The organism is Bacillus sp. BS3(2021), from assembly GCF_021043345.1.
GTDB classification, from domain to species: domain Bacteria; phylum Bacillota; class Bacilli; order Bacillales; family Bacillaceae; genus Bacillus; species Bacillus paralicheniformis.
Genome location: NZ_JAJNDM010000003.1, coordinates 408,800 through 426,251, shown reverse-complemented (window position 1 = coordinate 426,251; position 17,452 = coordinate 408,800). Strand labels below are relative to the sequence as shown.

13 protein-coding genes and 1 other annotated feature (1 of these 14 only partly in view) are annotated in these 17,452 nt (G+C 47.9%); all 13 genes read left to right on the top strand.

Annotated features, from left to right (window positions below; translation table 11 throughout):
• Nucleotides 1–118 (top strand) — a binding site (T-box leader) (it extends 144 nt beyond the left edge of the window).
• Between the two features lie 157 nt (nt 119–275).
• The 13 genes from ilvB (at nt 276) to yihA (ending at nt 17,448) form a co-directional block, all read left to right on the top strand.
• On the top strand, nt 276–2,000 hold the full coding sequence (ilvB, locus tag LQ247_RS09795) for an acetolactate synthase large subunit (protein WP_105980130.1): 1,725 nt from the start codon (nt 276–278) through the stop codon (nt 1,998–2,000).
• On the top strand, nt 1,997–2,515 hold the full coding sequence (gene ilvN / locus LQ247_RS09790) for an acetolactate synthase small subunit (RefSeq protein WP_020452477.1): 519 nt from the start codon (nt 1,997–1,999) through the stop codon (nt 2,513–2,515). The genes ilvB and ilvN overlap by 4 nt, the downstream gene beginning before the upstream one ends.
• 23 nt (nt 2,516–2,538) lie before the next feature.
• Nucleotides 2,539–3,567: a ketol-acid reductoisomerase gene (gene ilvC, locus LQ247_RS09785; protein ID WP_020452476.1), complete on the top strand. Its 1,029-nt coding sequence runs from the start codon at nt 2,539–2,541 to the stop codon at nt 3,565–3,567.
• Complete coding sequence (locus tag LQ247_RS09780) at nt 3,554–5,110, top strand: 2-isopropylmalate synthase (protein ID WP_026579125.1); 1,557 nt, start codon at nt 3,554–3,556, stop codon at nt 5,108–5,110. Before ilvC ends, LQ247_RS09780 begins: the two co-directional genes overlap by 14 nt.
• Nucleotides 5,111–5,137: 27 nt before the next feature.
• A complete protein-coding gene (gene leuB / locus LQ247_RS09775) occupies nt 5,138–6,250 on the top strand; it encodes a 3-isopropylmalate dehydrogenase (protein WP_023855435.1) in 1,113 nt (370 codons plus the stop codon).
• Nucleotides 6,251–6,283: 33 nt separating this feature from the next.
• On the top strand, nt 6,284–7,702 hold the full coding sequence (gene leuC, locus LQ247_RS09770; protein WP_020452473.1) for a 3-isopropylmalate dehydratase large subunit: 1,419 nt from the start codon (nt 6,284–6,286) through the stop codon (nt 7,700–7,702).
• A 12-nt stretch (nt 7,703–7,714) separates the two neighbouring features.
• A complete protein-coding gene (leuD, locus tag LQ247_RS09765) occupies nt 7,715–8,314 on the top strand; it encodes a 3-isopropylmalate dehydratase small subunit (RefSeq protein WP_231005955.1) in 600 nt (199 codons plus the stop codon).
• Nucleotides 8,315–8,443: 129 nt separating this feature from the next.
• Nucleotides 8,444–9,451, top strand: coding sequence for a DNA damage checkpoint antagonist DdcA (gene ddcA / locus LQ247_RS09760; RefSeq protein ID WP_023855434.1), 1,008 nt, complete (start codon nt 8,444–8,446; stop codon nt 9,449–9,451).
• A gap of 226 nt (nt 9,452–9,677) precedes the next feature.
• The gene (gene tig, locus LQ247_RS09755; RefSeq protein WP_020452470.1) at nt 9,678–10,952 is read left to right on the top strand and encodes a trigger factor; all 1,275 of its coding nucleotides are present in this window, start codon (nt 9,678–9,680) and stop codon (nt 10,950–10,952) included.
• Between the two features lie 268 nt (nt 10,953–11,220).
• Entirely contained in the window at nt 11,221–12,486 is a 1,266-nt protein-coding gene (clpX, locus tag LQ247_RS09750) for an ATP-dependent protease ATP-binding subunit ClpX (RefSeq protein WP_003184083.1), read from the top strand.
• 181 nt (nt 12,487–12,667) lie between these two features.
• A complete protein-coding gene (lonB, locus tag LQ247_RS09745) occupies nt 12,668–14,323 on the top strand; it encodes an ATP-dependent protease LonB (protein ID WP_035338220.1) in 1,656 nt (551 codons plus the stop codon).
• A 216-nt stretch (nt 14,324–14,539) separates the two neighbouring features.
• Nucleotides 14,540–16,864: an endopeptidase La gene (gene lon / locus LQ247_RS09740; protein ID WP_020452468.1), complete on the top strand. Its 2,325-nt coding sequence runs from the start codon at nt 14,540–14,542 to the stop codon at nt 16,862–16,864.
• Complete coding sequence (gene yihA / locus LQ247_RS09735; protein WP_025811037.1) at nt 16,861–17,448, top strand: ribosome biogenesis GTP-binding protein YihA/YsxC; 588 nt, start codon at nt 16,861–16,863, stop codon at nt 17,446–17,448. Before lon ends, yihA begins: the two co-directional genes overlap by 4 nt.
• Nucleotides 17,449–17,452 lie beyond the last annotated feature (4 nt).

The window sequence follows — 17,452 nt, the reverse complement described above, 5'->3', positions numbered from 1 at the left end:
GTGAACGTCACGAAGGTTCACTCGTTATTAAACCGGATAAGCGATTATCCATAAGGCGGCTTTCGAAAGCCGCGAACAAGGGTGGTACCGCGGAAAGAAAAGCCTTTTCGCCCCTTTGGCCTGCAAGGTGTGCAGCGTCAACAGTGGGCGGGAAGGCTTTTTTTAGCTGCAAAAGCAGATTGGAAACATGCTTTGCGGCATATATACATGAATTATTTTTAAAAAAACCACGTGAATGAACAGTGATGATGATCACTTGATAAGGAGGAAGAAAAATGGGGACGAATGTACAGTTGGATGCTGAAAATGCCCAATGTACACAAACAATGGCAGGGGCGTCAATGCTGATTGAGGCTTTAAAACAGGAAAATGTCGAAGTGATCTACGGGTATCCCGGCGGTGCGGTCCTGTCGATTTATGACAAACTCTACGGATCGGGGATGTTTCATGTACTAACGCGCCATGAACAAGGTGCTATCCACGCAGCCGAAGGATATGCGAGGATTTCGGGGAAACCGGGTGTCGTCATCGCCACATCCGGTCCGGGAGCGACCAACCTTGTAACAGGTCTGGCCGACGCGATGATCGATTCATTGCCTCTCGTCGTATTCACCGGTCAGGTTGCGACCTCGGTTATCGGATCTGACGCATTTCAAGAAGCTGATGTCATCGGAATTACGATGCCGATTACAAAGCACAGCTACCAGGTTCGCCATGCAGAAGATCTGCCGAGAATTATTAAAGAAGCATTTCATATCGCAACAACAGGAAGACCGGGCCCCGTTTTAATCGATATTCCTAAAGACATCGCCGTTGTAGAAGGAGAATTCCGCTACGACCATGAGATTCACCTTCCTGGCTATCAGCCGACGAAGGAACCGAATTATCTGCAGATCAGAAAGCTTGTGGAAGCGGTCAGTGCAGCGAAAAAGCCGGTAATTTTAGCGGGCGCGGGCGTCTTGCACGGGAAAGCGTCAGAAGAATTAAAAAATTATGTCGAACAGCAGCAAATTCCGGTGGCGCATACGCTGTTAGGCTTGGGAGGATTTCCAGCCGACCATCCGCTTTTCCTCGGGATGGCCGGAATGCACGGAACGTATGCGGCCAACATGGCTCTGTATGAAAGCGATCTGTTAATCAGCATCGGTGCGAGATTCGATGATCGGGTCACAGGAAACTTGAAGCATTTTGCAAAATATGCGAAAGTCGCTCACATTGACATCGATCCGGCTGAAATCGGCAAAATCGTTCATACGCACATTCCGGTTGTCGGCGACAGCAAGCTTGTACTGACAGAGCTAATCAAGCAAAACGGCAAACCGAGCGCTTCCGATGAGTGGAAAAAGCAGCTTGCGGACTGGAAAAACGAATATCCGCTCTGGTATGAAGAGAATGAAGCAGAAGGATTCAAACCGCAGAAGCTGATCGAATATATCCACCGCTATACAAAAGGCGAAGCTATTTTAACGACGGACGTCGGACAGCATCAAATGTGGGCCGCGCAATTTTATCAGTTCCAAAAAGCCGACAGGTGGGTCACTTCCGGCGGGCTCGGCACGATGGGCTTCGGGCTTCCGGCGGCAATCGGGGCACAGCTTGCGGATAAGGATGCGACAGTTGTATCGATACTCGGCGACGGAGGATTCCAGATGACACTGCAGGAGCTGTCCGTCATTCGCGATCTGAACCTTCCGATCAAAGTCGTGGTCTTAAACAACCGCTGCCTCGGAATGGTCCGGCAATGGCAGGAGATCTTTTACGATGAGCGCTATTCACACTCCAAGTTCGCATCACAGCCTGATTTTATCAAGCTGTCTGAAGCATACGGCATCAAAGGTGTCCGAATCACATCTGAAAAAGAAGCGGAAGAAAAGCTGGAAGCGGCGCTAACGTCGAATGAACCGGTGGTCATCGATGTTCAGGTTGCACAAGCTGAAAAAGTATTTCCAATGGTTGCGCCTGGAAAAGGGCTGCACGAAATGGTGGGGGTGAAACCTTGAAAAGAATCATCACGCTGACAGTTTTGAATCAAAGCGGCGTCTTAAACAGAATTACAGGGTTGTTTACAAAACGGCATTACAACATTGAAAGCATTACCGTCGGCCACACCGAAACAGCGGGGATTTCCAGGATCACGTTTGTCGTGCATGTGGCAGATGAAAAAGAAACGGAACAGCTGACAAAACAATTAAACAAACAGATTGATGTACTGAAAGTCACGGATATTACAAATCAATCGATCGTCCAAAGAGAGCTGGCATTAATCAGGGTGGTTTCCCCTCCGTCGAGCAGGGCGGAAATAAACGGCGTCATTGAACCGTTTCGGGCGACTGTCGTCGATGTCGCAAAAGACAGCGTCGTGATTCAAGTGACGGGGGAATCAAGCAAGATCGAAGCCCTGATCGAACTGTTGAAACCATACGGGATTAAAGAGGTTGCCAGAACAGGCACCACGGCCTTTGCGAGGGGAACCCAGCAAAAGCCGTCCTCTATTAAAACAATATCTATTGTATAAAACATAAAAAGGGAGAGATTGAAATGGTAAAAGTATATTATAACGGTGATATCAAAGAAAACGTATTGGCAGGCAAAAAAGTAGCGGTAATCGGATACGGCTCTCAAGGCCATGCGCACGCACTGAACCTGAAAGAAAGCGGAGTGGACGTCATTGTCGGCGTCAGAAAAGGGAAATCCTTTGCTAAAGCAGAGGAAGACGGCCATCAAGTTTTCACGGTAAGAGAAGCGGCAGAACAGGCCGACATCGTTATGGTGCTTCTTCCGGATGAACAGCAGCAAAAAGTGTATGAAGCGGAAATTAAAGACGGACTTCAAGCGGGCAATTCACTCGTATTCGCCCACGGATTCAACGTTCATTTCCATCAGATCGTGCCTCCGGCAGATGTTGACGTATTCCTTGTCGCTCCTAAAGGACCGGGACATCTTGTCAGAAGAACGTTTGAACAAGGTGCAGGGGTTCCGGCGCTGTTTGCGATCTATCAGGATGTCACAGGGGAAGCGAAAGACAAAGCCCTTGCTTATGCTAAAGCGATCGGCGGAGCAAGAGCCGGTGTTCTTGAAACAACATTTAAAGAAGAAACTGAAACCGATCTTTTCGGTGAACAGGCGGTGCTGTGCGGAGGATTGACTTCCCTTGTCAAAGCAGGATTCGAAACGCTGACAGAAGCGGGCTATCAGCCTGAACTCGCATACTTCGAGTGTCTGCACGAGCTGAAGCTCATCGTCGACTTGATGTATGAAGAAGGTTTGGCAGGCATGAGATATTCGATTTCAGACACAGCGCAGTGGGGAGATTTCGTATCAGGCCCGCGCGTCGTCGATGAGAAGGTAAAAGCATCAATGAAAGAAGTATTGAAAGACATCCAAAACGGTACATTCGCGAAAGAATGGATCGTCGAAAACCAAGTCAACCGTCCGCGTTTCAACGCCATCAATACAAGCGAAAACGAACACGAAATCGAAGTGGTCGGAAGAAAGCTTCGCGAAATGATGCCGTTTGTCAAGCAGGGCAAGAAGAAGGAAGCGGTGGTAGCCGGTGCGAAAAATTAACTTTTTTGATACGACACTCCGTGACGGTGAGCAGTCGCCGGGCGTTAATTTAAACACGCAGGAGAAGCTGGCGATCGCCCAGCAGCTTGAAAAACTCGGGGTCAACATTATGGAAGCGGGTTTCCCCGCTTCATCCCCCGGGGATTTCAACGCAGTAAAAGAAATCGCAAGGACGATTAAAAACTGTTCGGTAACGGGGCTTGCCCGCTCTGTCAAAGGAGATATCGATTCGGCGTGGGAAGCGCTCAAAGACGGGGCTGAACCAAGGCTTCACATTTTTATCGCCACTTCTGACATCCATTTAAAATATAAGCTGAAAAAAACGCGCGAACAGGTTCTGGAACAGGCGGTCGCAATGGTGAAATACGCCAAAGAACGCTTCCCGATCGTCCAGTGGTCTGCCGAAGATGCGTGCCGGACCGACCTTCCGTTTTTAGCCGAGATCGTCAGCGAAGTGATCGCCGCGGGAGCGGACGTCGTCAATCTTCCGGATACGGTCGGTTATTTAGCGCCCGCCGAGTACGGAAATATTTTCCGCTATATTAAAGAAAATGCCCGCAATGCTGACAAAGTCACGCTTTCAGCCCATTGCCACGATGATTTAGGCATGGCTGTCGCCAACTCTTTGGCTGCGATTGAAAACGGAGCGGATCAAGTCGAATCGGTCATCAACGGCATAGGCGAAAGAGCGGGGAACGCCTCTCTTGAAGAAATCGCCGTCGCCCTCTATCTCCGAAAAGATTTCTACCAGGCGGAATCAACGATTCAGCTGAATGAGATTAAGCGGACAAGTGATTTAGTGAGCAAACTGACCGGCATGGCCGTGCCGCGGAACAAAGCGGTCGTCGGCGATAATGCCTTTGCCCACGAATCAGGCATTCACCAGGACGGCTTCTTAAAAGAAAAAACAACATATGAAATTATTTCTCCGGAGCTTGTCGGCGTAAAAACGGATGCGCTTGTCCTCGGAAAGCATTCAGGGCGCCACGCATTTAAAGATAAGCTGCAAAACCTCGGATTCCAGTTTGGAGAAGAAGAAATCAATAAATTTTTTAACATCTTTAAAGAACTTACCGGCAAGAAAAAGGAATTTACGGATGAAGATCTCATCTCGCTGATTCTCGAGGAGAAAACGGCAGACCGCAAAATCGGCTATGAATTTATTTCACTGCAGGTTCATTACGGCACCTCGCAGGTTCCGACAGCAACGGTTTCCCTTAAAGATCAGGAAACGGATCAGATCATCCAGGAAGCGGCGACCGGAGCGGGAAGTGTTGAAGCGGTGTACAACACGCTGAAGCGCTGTATGGATAAAGAAGTTCAGCTCCTTGATTACCGGATTCAATCCAATCGCAAGGGACAGGATGCATTCGCGCAAGTATACGTCAGGGTGATGATCGACGGAAAAGAATCCGGAGGACGCGGAGTCGCCCAGGATGTTCTCGAAGCATCTGCCAAAGCTTACTTGAACGCAGTGAACCGCTATCTTGTATTGAAGACGAATACGGAAGGATTGTCAAAACAGGCGGCTGTAGGATCATAACAGTAATAAGGAAGGAGTTTGTTGAATTTGAAAAAACGAATCGCACTTTTGCCCGGTGACGGAATTGGTCCCGAAGTATTGGACGCGGCTGTTGATGTGCTGAAAAGCGTTGCTGAACATTATCAGCATGAATTCGAATTTGAATACGGCCTGATCGGCGGAGCGGCAATTGATGAGGCGGGAGCGCCGCTTCCCGAGGAAACTGTCGCCGCTTGCAAAGCTGCGGACGCCATTTTGCTCGGAGCAGTAGGCGGGCCGAAATGGGATCAAAATCCTTCTGAGCTGAGGCCTGAAAAAGGGCTGCTCGCCATCCGCAAGCAGCTCGATCTTTTTGCCAATCTGCGGCCTGTTAAAGTATTTGAAAGCCTTGCGGGGGCTTCTCCGTTAAAAGCTGAATATATCGAAGGTGTTGACTTTGTCATCGTTCGCGAGCTGACGGGCGGCCTGTATTTCGGAAAGCCTAGCGAGCAGTACGTCAATCAGAACGGCGAGGAAGAAGCCGTTGACACGCTGTTTTATAAAAAGTCGGAAATGGAAAGGGTCATCAGGGAGGCCTTCCAAATGGCGCAGAGACGAAAAGGCAAAGTGACCTCAGTTGATAAAGCGAACGTCCTTGAGTCAAGCAAACTATGGCGCAAGACGGCGGAAGAAGTAGCGAAAGAGTTTCCTGACGTCAAGCTTGAGCACATGCTCGTCGACAATGCAGCGATGCAGCTTATTTATGCGCCTGGACAGTTTGACATTATCGTGACTGAAAACATGTTCGGCGATATTTTAAGCGATGAAGCATCGATGCTAACCGGGTCGCTCGGCATGCTGCCGTCGGCAAGCTTATCAAGCTCCGGACTTCATCTATATGAACCTGTGCACGGCTCGGCCCCTGATATCGCGGGACAGAACATAGCCAATCCGCTTGCGGCGATCTTGTCCGCGGCTATGATGCTCAGGACGTCATTCGGTCTTGAAGCTGAAGCGAAAGCTGTTGAACACGCAGTTGATCAAGTTCTCCGGGCAGGTAAGCGGACGAAGGACCTGGCAAAAGGATCGGAACATTCCACGACTCAATCGATTACAGGGGAAGTAAAAGCTGCGCTGGCAGACGACAATGCCATTTCAAACATCATGACCGCTTACGTTTAAGGAAAATGGATATTGGTAGAGGGAGGAAGAAAGATGATGCCTCGAACGATCATCGAAAAAATTTGGGATCAACACGTGATTAAAAAAGGTGAAGGGAAGCCTGACCTTCTCTATATCGATCTGCATCTGATACACGAGGTAACGTCACCCCAGGCCTTTGAAGGCCTAAGGCAAAAGAATAGAAAAGTCAGACGGCCTCAAAATACGTTTGCCACAATGGACCACAACATTCCGACTGTCAATCGGTTTGAGATTAAAGATGATGTCGCCAAACGGCAGGTCAGTGCGCTCGAACGGAATTGCGAAGAATTCGGCATCCGCCTCGCAGACTTGTCAAGCGTCGACCAGGGGATCGTCCATGTCATCGGGCCTGAACTGGGGCTGACGCTGCCGGGCAAAACGATCGTTTGCGGAGACAGTCATACATCTACACACGGAGCGTTTGGTGCGCTCGCTTTCGGAATCGGAACGAGCGAGGTGGAGCACGTCTTGTCGACGCAGACGCTTTGGCAGCAAAAACCGAAGACGCTGGAAATCCGCGTTGACGGCAAACTGCAAAAAGGAGTGACGGCTAAAGACGTCATTCTGGCGGTCATCGGAAAATACGGGGTTAAATTCGGTGCGGGTTATGTCATTGAATATACCGGCGAAGTATTCCGAAACATGTCGATGGACGAACGGATGACGGTGTGCAACATGTCAATCGAAGCTGGGGCAAGAGCAGGATTGATTGCACCGGATGAAACAACATTTGAATATGTCAAAACGAAAAAATATGCGCCAAAAGGCGAAGAGTTTGAGAAAGCTGTAGAAGAGTGGAAGAATCTGAGAACCGATCCGGGGGCGGTCTACGACCGGACGATCGTGATGGACGGAAGCGCGATTTCACCGATGGTGACGTGGGGCATCAACCCTGGCATGGTGCTGCCGGTTGATGAAGCGATTCCGGGCCCTGAGGCCTTCTCTCAGGAAGACGATAAAAAAGAAGCGCAGCGCGCATATGAATATATGGGTCTTGAACCATATAAAAAAATCGAGGACATTACAATCGAGCACGTCTTTATCGGTTCATGCACCAACTCGCGCATGACAGATCTTCGCCAGGCTGCTGAAATGATAAAAGGCCAAAAAGTCGCCGACGGCGTCAGAGCGATCGTCGTTCCCGGCTCGCAAAGCGTCAAAATTCAAGCTGAAAATGAAGGGCTTCACCAGATTTTCATCGAAGCGGGTTTTGAATGGAGAGAATCGGGATGCAGCATGTGTTTGAGCATGAACAACGATGTTGTCCCTGAAGGAGAGCGCTGTGCTTCTACTTCCAACCGCAATTTTGAAGGCAGACAGGGCAAAGGGGCCAGGACGCATCTCGTCAGCCCGGCGATGGCCGCGATGGCCGCGATTCACGGACGCTTTGTCGATGTCAGAAAATATTACCAAGAGACAACAGCTGTATAGAGGAGTGACAAGATGGAGCCATTAAAGACCCATGCCGGAATAGCGGCGGTGCTAAACAGAATCAACGTAGACACGGACCAGATCATTCCGAAGCAATTTTTAAAGAGGATCGAAAGAACGGGATACGGCCGCTTTGCTTTCTTTGACTGGAGGTATTTGGATAACGGCGATCCAAACCCTGATTTTGAGCTGAACCGGCAGGAATACAAAGGCGCTTCGATTTTAATCGCCGGCGAAAACTTCGGCTGCGGCTCTTCAAGGGAACACGCCCCATGGGCGCTAGACGACTACGGATTTAAAATCATTATCGCGCCGTCTTTTGCTGATATCTTTCACCAAAACTGTTTCAAAAACGGCATGCTGCCGATCCGCCTTCCTTACGAGACGTGGAAAGTGCTTGCTGAACAGTATGAACATCAGTCTTTGCCGATGACTGTCGATCTTGAAAAACAGACGATAACAGACCACGCCGGGCAGCAGATTGCATTTGAGGTCGATCCGCATTGGAAAGAGATGCTGCTGAACGGGTACGATGAAATTTCTTTAACATTGCTCCTTGAAGAAGAAATCGAACAATTTGAGAAACAGAGAAGTTCTTGGCTGCAAGCATAAAAAAGCTGTCCGATGTAGATCGGAGGCTTTTTTTGCTGAAGGCAGCATACTGCCGCCGGTTCTTTCTTGTGTTTAGCGGGCCGGGTTGTTACACTTGTTAAAAAATAAGTGCCTGAAAGGAACTTAGAAATGAAGCATGACAAGAAAAACTCGAAGATCATCCCGTTCCCGAACGTTAAGGAGCGTTTAGTGCACAAAGGGATGGCCGCGCTTAAAGAAAAGAATTACCATGAAGCGCTCAGGCTGTTTTCTGAAGCGAAGCGCTATGATGACGAGGAATCGGATATTTATCTGGGAATGGCCATCTGCCTGCTGGAAATCGGCGAGCTTGAAGAAGCGAAAGGCATCTGTGAAAAAATGCTGAAAGAAGGCCACGGCCATTATTTTACCGTTTTACAAGTCTATATGACGATTTTAATCCAGCTCAGACAATACGAAAAAGTAAAAGAAACGATTGAAGCTGTACTCGAAGAAAATAAGCTGCCTCCTGAAAGCGCGGAACAGTTTTATAAACTGCTTGATTTCAGCCGCAAGATGACGGAAGACCCCGGACCTGAGGATATCACCGAAGACCTTCCCGAGACGGAGGAGGTTGATCAGGAAAGGCTTTTGAATGACACGGAAGAGCAGGTTAAGCTTCTTCACGGACTGAAGGACCGCAATCTGACAAGCTATATCGGCTTGTTGAAAACAATTTTGCAAAATCCGAGCGCGCATCCTGTCGTAAAAACGATGATTCTCCAGCTTTTGGCCGAGTCAGACCATGAAAAGCCGACACTTGTCGCAAAATTTGGCGATTCGATGACAATTAATCCGACAGAGACAGTCAAGCCGGATGATATGCCGATATTAAAGCATGTTCTGAGCGTGCTGGATGACACGCTGGGGAATGAAAATCCCACGCTGTACCAAGCGGTCGAAGAGCTGTGGAGAAGGCATATTTACGTCCTCTATCCGTTTCAGCCTAAATACTCAAACCGCGAGCTCTGGGCTGCTGCGCTGCATAAAGTCGGATACGAAATGCACGGGATCGACATCGATAAAGAGGAGCTTCATATTCTCTATGAATTCAATGACAGACAGCTTGACGAGGCCTGCGCGCTCATCAAAGACATAGAAGAAATTTCTTATTTGTAAATGTTGAAAGCAGCGGGCATTGTGTTATAATATAGTGGTTGCATTTGTGAAAAACGGAAGTTGATCCGTTTGCCGCTTAAAGTTCATTATTTATCTTTGTATACATAATGATGGCTGTCAGAAACACATGAGCTGCACACAGTCGGCAGCTTGCGATGGACGTAGCCGTTTGTTTGTTTTAAAATGGAAAACCGACACAACCTGAATAGATTTTGGAGGGAAACACATGTCAGTAAAATGGGAAAAGCAAGAAGGAAACGAAGGCGTTTTAACGGTTGAGGTAGATGCCGATACCTTTAATAAAGCCCTTGATGATGCATTTAAAAAAGTCGTAAAGCAAGTATCCATTCCTGGATTCCGCAAAGGGAAAGTACCGCGCGGTTTGTTTGAACAGCGTTTTGGTGTTGAGGCGCTTTATCAGGATGCGCTGGACATCCTGCTTCCTGTCGAGTATCCGAAAGCGGTAGAGGAAGCGGGCATTGAGCCTGTTGATCGCCCGGAAATCGATGTGGAAAAAATCGAAAAAGGCGAAAACCTGATCTTCACTGCGAAGGTAACGGTTAAGCCTGAAGTGAAACTTGGCGAATACAAAGGCCTTGGCATTGAAAAAGACGATACTGCCGTAACGGATGAAGACGTTCAAAATGAACTGAAGTCTCTTCAAGAGCGCCAGGCTGAACTCGTTGTAAAAGAAGACGGCAAAGTGGAAGAAGGGGACACTGTTGTTCTTGACTTCGAAGGATTCGTAGACGGCGAAGCGTTCGAAGGCGGAAAAGCGGAAAACTATTCCCTTGAAGTCGGTTCAGGCTCTTTCATTCCAGGTTTTGAAGATCAGCTTGTCGGACTTGAAGCCGGTGCTGAAAAAGACGTAGAAGTAACATTCCCTGAGGAATACCATGCGGAAGAGCTTGCGGGCAAACCTGCCGTATTCAAAGTGAAAATCCACGAAATCAAAGCGAAGGAGCTTCCTGAGCTTAATGACGAGTTTGCGAAAGATGTCGATGAGGAAGTTGAAACGCTTGCCGAGCTGACTGAAAAAACGAAAAAACGTCTCGAGGAAGCAAAAGAAAACGAAGCGGACGCTAAACTTCGCGAAGAGCTTGTCGTAAAAGCAGCTGAAAACGCTGAAGCTGACATTCCTCAAGCGATGATCGACACAGAGCTTGACCGCATGATGAAAGAATTCGAACAGCGTCTGCAAATGCAAGGCATGAACCTTGAGCTTTACTTCCAATTCTCAGGACAGGATGAAAACGCGCTGAAAGAGCAAATGAAAGAGGATGCTGAAAAACGCGTGAAATCCAACCTGACACTGGAAGCCATCGCCAAAGCTGAAAACCTTCAAGTCACTGACGAAGAAGTCGAAGAAGAGCTTTCTAAAATGGCTGAAGCGTACAACATGCCTGTTGAAAACATCAAACAAGCAATCGGTTCTACAGAAGGAATGAAAGAGGACTTAAAAGTTCGCAAAGCAATTGATTTTCTTGTAGAAAACCGTTAATATGTTTCATAATCATACTTTATATAAAACAGGGCGCGAATGTTTCGTGCCTTGTTTTATACAATTTTGACTTATCATCTTTTCTTTGGGAAAGGATAGATAATGTCGTTTTGATCAACATACATATTGAATATGCCGAACGGCAAACACAACGTTATCGCCTTTTTGGAAAGTGTGGTAAAATGCAATACATAATGGAACGAATGTTTTCAAGCGATGTTTCTTTTAACGAAGAAACAGGAATGACAAGGATATAAGGGGTGAAAGAATGTTTAAATTCAACGAGGAAAAAGGACAATTAAAATGCTCGTTTTGCGGAAAAACACAAGATCAGGTACGCAAGCTTGTCGCCGGACCAGGCGTATATATATGTGACGAGTGCATCGAACTTTGCACTGAAATTGTAGAAGAGGAACTCGGCTCTGAAGAAGAAGTGGAGTTCAAAGATGTCCCAAAACCAAAGGAAATCCGCGAGATTCTTGATGAATACGTCATCGGCCAGGACCAGGCAAAAAAATCCCTTGCCGTGGCCGTCTACAATCATTACAAGCGGATCAATTCGAACAGCAAAGTCGATGATGTCGAGCTGTCAAAAAGTAATATTTCCATGATCGGACCGACTGGAAGCGGAAAAACGCTTCTTGCTCAAACACTAGCCCGCATCCTGAATGTGCCGTTTGCCATTGCAGATGCCACTTCGCTTACTGAAGCAGGCTATGTCGGTGAAGATGTGGAGAACATTTTGCTTAAGCTGATTCAGGCTGCTGACTACGATGTTGAAAAAGCGGAAAAAGGCATTATCTACATCGATGAAATCGATAAAGTGGCCAGAAAGTCCGAGAACCCTTCAATTACACGCGATGTATCAGGTGAAGGCGTTCAGCAGGCTCTGCTTAAAATTCTTGAAGGTACGGTTGCAAGCGTTCCTCCACAAGGCGGAAGAAAGCATCCTCATCAAGAGTTCATCCAGATTGACACAACGAACATCCTGTTCATTTGCGGCGGAGCTTTTGACGGAATCGAGCAAATCATCAAGCGCCGTCTCGGTCAAAAGGTCATCGGCTTCGGCTCTGACAACAAGCATGAAGATCTTGAAAAAGAGGCGCTTCTTTCCAAAGTGCTTCCGGAAGACTTGCTTCGCTTCGGTCTGATCCCTGAATTCATCGGCCGTCTCCCGATCATCGCAAGCCTTGAACCACTCGATGAAAAAGCGCTGGTTGAAATTTTAACAAAACCGAAAAACGCACTTGTTAAACAATATAGAAAAATGCTTGAGCTGGATGATGTGGAGCTTGTATTTGAAGACGAAGCGCTCACAGAAATCGCTAAAAAAGCAATTGAACGTAAAACAGGAGCACGCGGACTTCGTTCCATTATCGAAGGAATCATGCTCGACGTGATGTTCGATCTGCCGTCACGCGAGGATATTGAAAAATGCGTGATTACAGGTAAAACCGTCACTGACGGCGAACCGCCGCGTCTCATTATGAAAGACGGCACGGTCGTCAATAAAGACAAAAAAACTTCAGCATAATGCAGAGAACCTCCTAGCCAAAGGAGGTTCTTTTTTTGCATTTGGAAACCGTCGCCATACAGAAAAAAGTGACGGTTCGAAAAGCAAAATTATCCCTTTCTGTACGTTTATTCCCTCCGTGATCAGGAAATACTATCTGACATACTTAAAGATACGAAACCATTTCAGGAGGGACCATCAGTTGAGCTGGACGAGCATTGCACTTTTTGTACAACTATTTTTCGGGATCATCATCGGATTATATTTTTGGAATCTGCTCAAGAATCAAAGAACCCAAAAGGTTACGATAGACAGAGAGTCCAAAAAAGAGATGGAACAGCTCCGGAAAATGAGATCAATCCATTTATCAGAACCGTTATCAGAAAAGGTAAGGCCGACAGCTTTTAAAGACATCGTCGGCCAAGAGGACGGCATTAAAGCGCTGAAAGCCGCCCTTTGCGGACCAAATCCGCAGCATGTCATTATTTACGGCCCTCCAGGTGTGGGGAAAACCGCAGCTGCAAGGCTTGTCCTCGAAGAAGCGAAAAAGAACAAGCGCTCACCGTTCCAGGAACATTCCGTCTTTGTCGAGCTTGACGCGACAACGGCCCGCTTCGACGAGCGGGGAATCGCCGACCCGTTGATCGGATCGGTCCACGATCCGATTTATCAGGGTGCCGGAGCGATGGGGCAGGCCGGAATTCCTCAGCCAAAGCAGGGAGCCGTTACGCATGCGCACGGCGGGGTATTATTCATCGACGAAATCGGAGAGCTTCATCCGATTCAAATGAATAAAATGCTGAAGGTGCTTGAAGATCGGAAAGTGTTTTTGGAAAGCGCCTATTACAGTGAAGAAAACACGCAAATCCCCAAACACATCCACGACATTTTTCAAAACGGGCTGCCGGCGGATTTCAGACTGATCGGCGCGACGACGAGGATGCCTGACGAAATCCCGCCAGCGATTCGGTCGAGATGTCTGGAAGTGTTCTTCCGCGACCTTGAAAAGCAAGAATTAAAAACGGTCGCCAAAAAAGCGGCTGATAAGATTCAGAAGAAAGTCGCAGAGGAAGGACTTGACCTGTTGACGCGGTATGCGAGAAACGGCCGCGAAGTCGTCAATATGATGCAAATCGCCGCCGGAATGGCTTTGACTGAAGAGCGCGACGAGGTGACGGTTGAAGATATCGAATGGGTGATCCATTCGAGCCAGCTGACACCGAAATATGAACAAAAAATTGCCTCCAAACCGCAGGTCGGCATCGTCAACGGACTTGCCGTCCACGGCCCTAACAGCGGTTCGCTGCTCGAAATTGAAGTCACAGTCAACAAGGCTGCTGATAAGGGATCGATTAATATCACAGGCATCGCAGAAGAAGAGAATATCGGCAACCAGTCAAAATCGATCCGCCGGAAAAGCATGGCGAAAGGGTCGGTCGAAAATGTCATGACTGTATTGCGGACAATGGGAGTAAAAGCTTCGGATTATGATATTCACGTGAATTTCCCCGGCGGTATCCCGGTTGACGGACCATCTGCAGGAATTGCCATGGCGGCGGGCATTTTCTCCGCCATTCATAAGGTTCCGATAGACCATACTGTCGCCATGACGGGGGAAATCAGCCTGAACGGCCGGGTAAAGCCGATCGGCGGCGTGATTCCGAAAATCAAAGCGGCCAAGCATGCGGGGGCAAAAACGGTTATTATTCCGCATGAAAATGTCCAGTCGATTTTAAAGCGGATAGAAGGCGTACATATCATTCCCGTCAAAACCTTGCAGGAAGTGCTGGACCTTGCATTGGTCAACCCTCCTTCAGAAATGCCTGACGGCGCTCAGATGAAAAGAGAATCCGTATAAATCCCCATCATTTCAGATGGGGATTTTTTTCGGGCCGGTTTTCTCCGACAGGCGCCGGCATGTTTTCTTAGCGGAGGACATCTTTTCCTTTTTCAGAACTGAAAGAAAGGGTATACTACAGGAGACCCTTTTTATTTCGCCGGGCTTACAATTGTACAGGGATAAAAAAAGTATATTATAATGGTTCATACTAAAGTTACGGAGGTGTCAGTCAAAATGGCAGATGAAACGAAACGAAACATCCCGCTCCTCCCTTTAAGAGGTTTACTCGTCTATCCGACGATGGTTTTGCACCTTGACGTCGGGCGTGAAAAGTCGGTTCAGGCGCTTGAACAGGCGATGATGAATGACCATATGATCTTTTTGGCAACACAAAAGGACATATCCATAGACGAACCGGATGAAGACGAGATTTTTACATTCGGAACCTATACAAAAATCAAGCAGATGCTCAAGCTGCCGAACGGAACGATCCGCGTTTTGGTGGAGGGGCTGCAGCGCGCCCGCATTCTTGAGTACCATGATTTAGATGAATATACGTCTGTAAAAATCGAACGAATCGATGAAGAGACTGAAAAAGATGTTGAAGATGAAGCACTCATGCGCACATTGCTTGACCACTTCGATCAATACATAAAGATTTCGAAAAAAATATCGGCTGAAACATTTGCCGCTGTGACAGATATTGAAGAGCCGGGAAGAATGGCCGATATCGTCGCCTCCCACCTGCCGCTTAAGCTGAAAGACAAGCAGGAAGTGCTGGAAACGATCGATGTCAAAGCCAGATTAAACAAAGTGATCGACCTGATTCACAACGAAAAAGAAGTCCTTGAGATTGAAAAGAAGATCGGGCAGCGCGTCAAGCGTTCAATGGAAAGAACGCAAAAGGAGTATTACCTGCGCGAGCAGATGAAAGCCATTCAAAAAGAGCTTGGCGATAAAGAAGGAAAAACGGGCGAGGTCCAAAAGCTGACTGAGAAAATCGAACAGGCCGGCATGCCTGACAATGTGAAAGAAACCGCGTTTAAAGAGCTAAACCGGTACGAAAAAATTCCGTCAAGCTCAGCTGAAAGTTCTGTCATCCGCAATTATATTGAATGGCTTATTTCCCTCCCATGGAATGATGCAACAGAAGACAGGCTTGATTTAAATCTCGCCAGTCAAATTCTTGATGAAGAACATCACGGCCTTGAAAAAGTGAAAGAACGGGTTCTCGAATATTTGGCAGTCCAAAAGCTGACCCGCTCGTTAAAAGGACCGATCTTATGCTTGGCTGGACCTCCGGGTGTCGGAAAAACCTCGCTGGCCAAATCGATCGCCAAATCGCTCGGACGCAAATTTGTCCGCATTTCCCTTGGCGGCGTGAGGGATGAATCCGAAATCCGCGGCCACCGCCGCACATATGTAGGCGCCATGCCGGGCCGCATTATTCAGGGGATGAAAAAAGCAGGCAAGAACAATCCCGTGTTCCTTTTGGACGAGATTGACAAAATGGCTTCGGATTTCAGGGGAGATCCTGCTTCAGCGATGCTGGAAGTGCTCGATCCTGAACAAAACCATACGTTCAGCGACCATTATATTGAAGAGACGTTTGATTTATCAAAGGTTTTGTTTATTGCGACCGCGAACAACCTGGCCACAATCCCCGGTCCGCTCAGAGACCGAATGGAGATCATCACGATCGCGGGCTATACGGAAGTGGAAAAGGTCGAAATCGTCAAAGACCATCTGCTTCCAAAACAGCTGAAAGAACACGGTCTGAAAAAATCCAATCTGCAAATACGGGAGCAGGCTGTCCTTGATGTTATTCGCTATTATACGAGGGAAGCCGGCGTCAGAAGTCTTGAACGCCAAATCGCAGCGATATGCAGAAAAGCGGCGAAGCTGATCGTATCAGGGGAAAGAAAAAGAATTACGGTCACGGACAAAAACCTTGAAGACTATTTAGGAAAAAGAATGTTCAGGTACGGACAGGCTGAGCTCGACGATCAGATCGGCGTTGTCACAGGTCTTGCTTACACGACGGTCGGCGGAGATACGCTGTCCATCGAAGTGTCTCTTTCCCCCGGGAAAGGCAAGCTCATTTTAACCGGAAAGCTCGGCGATGTCATGAGAGAGTCGGCACAAGCCGCATTCAGCTATGTCCGTTCAAAAGCGGAAGAGTTAAACATCAACCCTGATTTTCATGAAAAACACGATATTCACATTCACGTACCGGAAGGGGCCGTTCCGAAGGACGGGCCATCCGCGGGGATCACAATGGCGACAGCTCTTGTTTCGGCGCTGACGGGCCGACCTGTTTCACGAAATGTCGGCATGACCGGCGAAATCACGTTAAGAGGCCGCGTCCTTCCGATCGGCGGCTTGAAGGAAAAGGCGCTCGGCGCACACCGTGCCGGCTTAAAGACTGTCATTATGCCGAAAGATAATGAAAAAGACATTGAGGACATTCCAAACAGCGTGCGGGAAGGCTTAACCTTCATTCCTGTCGCTCACCTGGACGAAGTTCTAAAGCATGCGCTAGTAGGAGAAGAGAAATGAAAGTAACGAAATCAGAGATTGTCATCAGTGCGGTGAAACCCGAGCAGTACCCTGAAGGGGGGCTGCCGGAAATCGCCCTTGCCGGGAGATCTAATGTCGGAAAATCGTCATTTATCAATACAATGATCAACCGTAAAAACTTGGCGAGGACATCATCAAAGCCGGGCAAAACACAGACATTAAACTTTTATATCATTAACGATGTTCTTCACTTTGTCGATGTGCCCGGTTACGGATTTGCGAAAGTCTCCAAAACGGAGCGCGAGGCTTGGGGCCGTATGATAGAGACGTATTTGACATCCCGCGAAGAACTGAAAGCGGTCGTCCAAATCGTCGACCTCAGACATGCTCCTTCACAGGATGATGTCATCATGTACGACTTTTTAAAGCATTATGAAATTCCTGTGATCGTGATTGCGACAAAAGCGGATAAAATCCCTAAAGGTAAATGGGAAAAGCATGCCAAAGTCGTCAAAGAGACGCTCAATATAGAAAAAGAAGACCAGCTCATCTTGTTTTCCTCCGAGACGAAAAAGGGTAAACAAGAAGCGTGGTCGGCGATCGAGCAAATGATCGCGAGATAAAAGA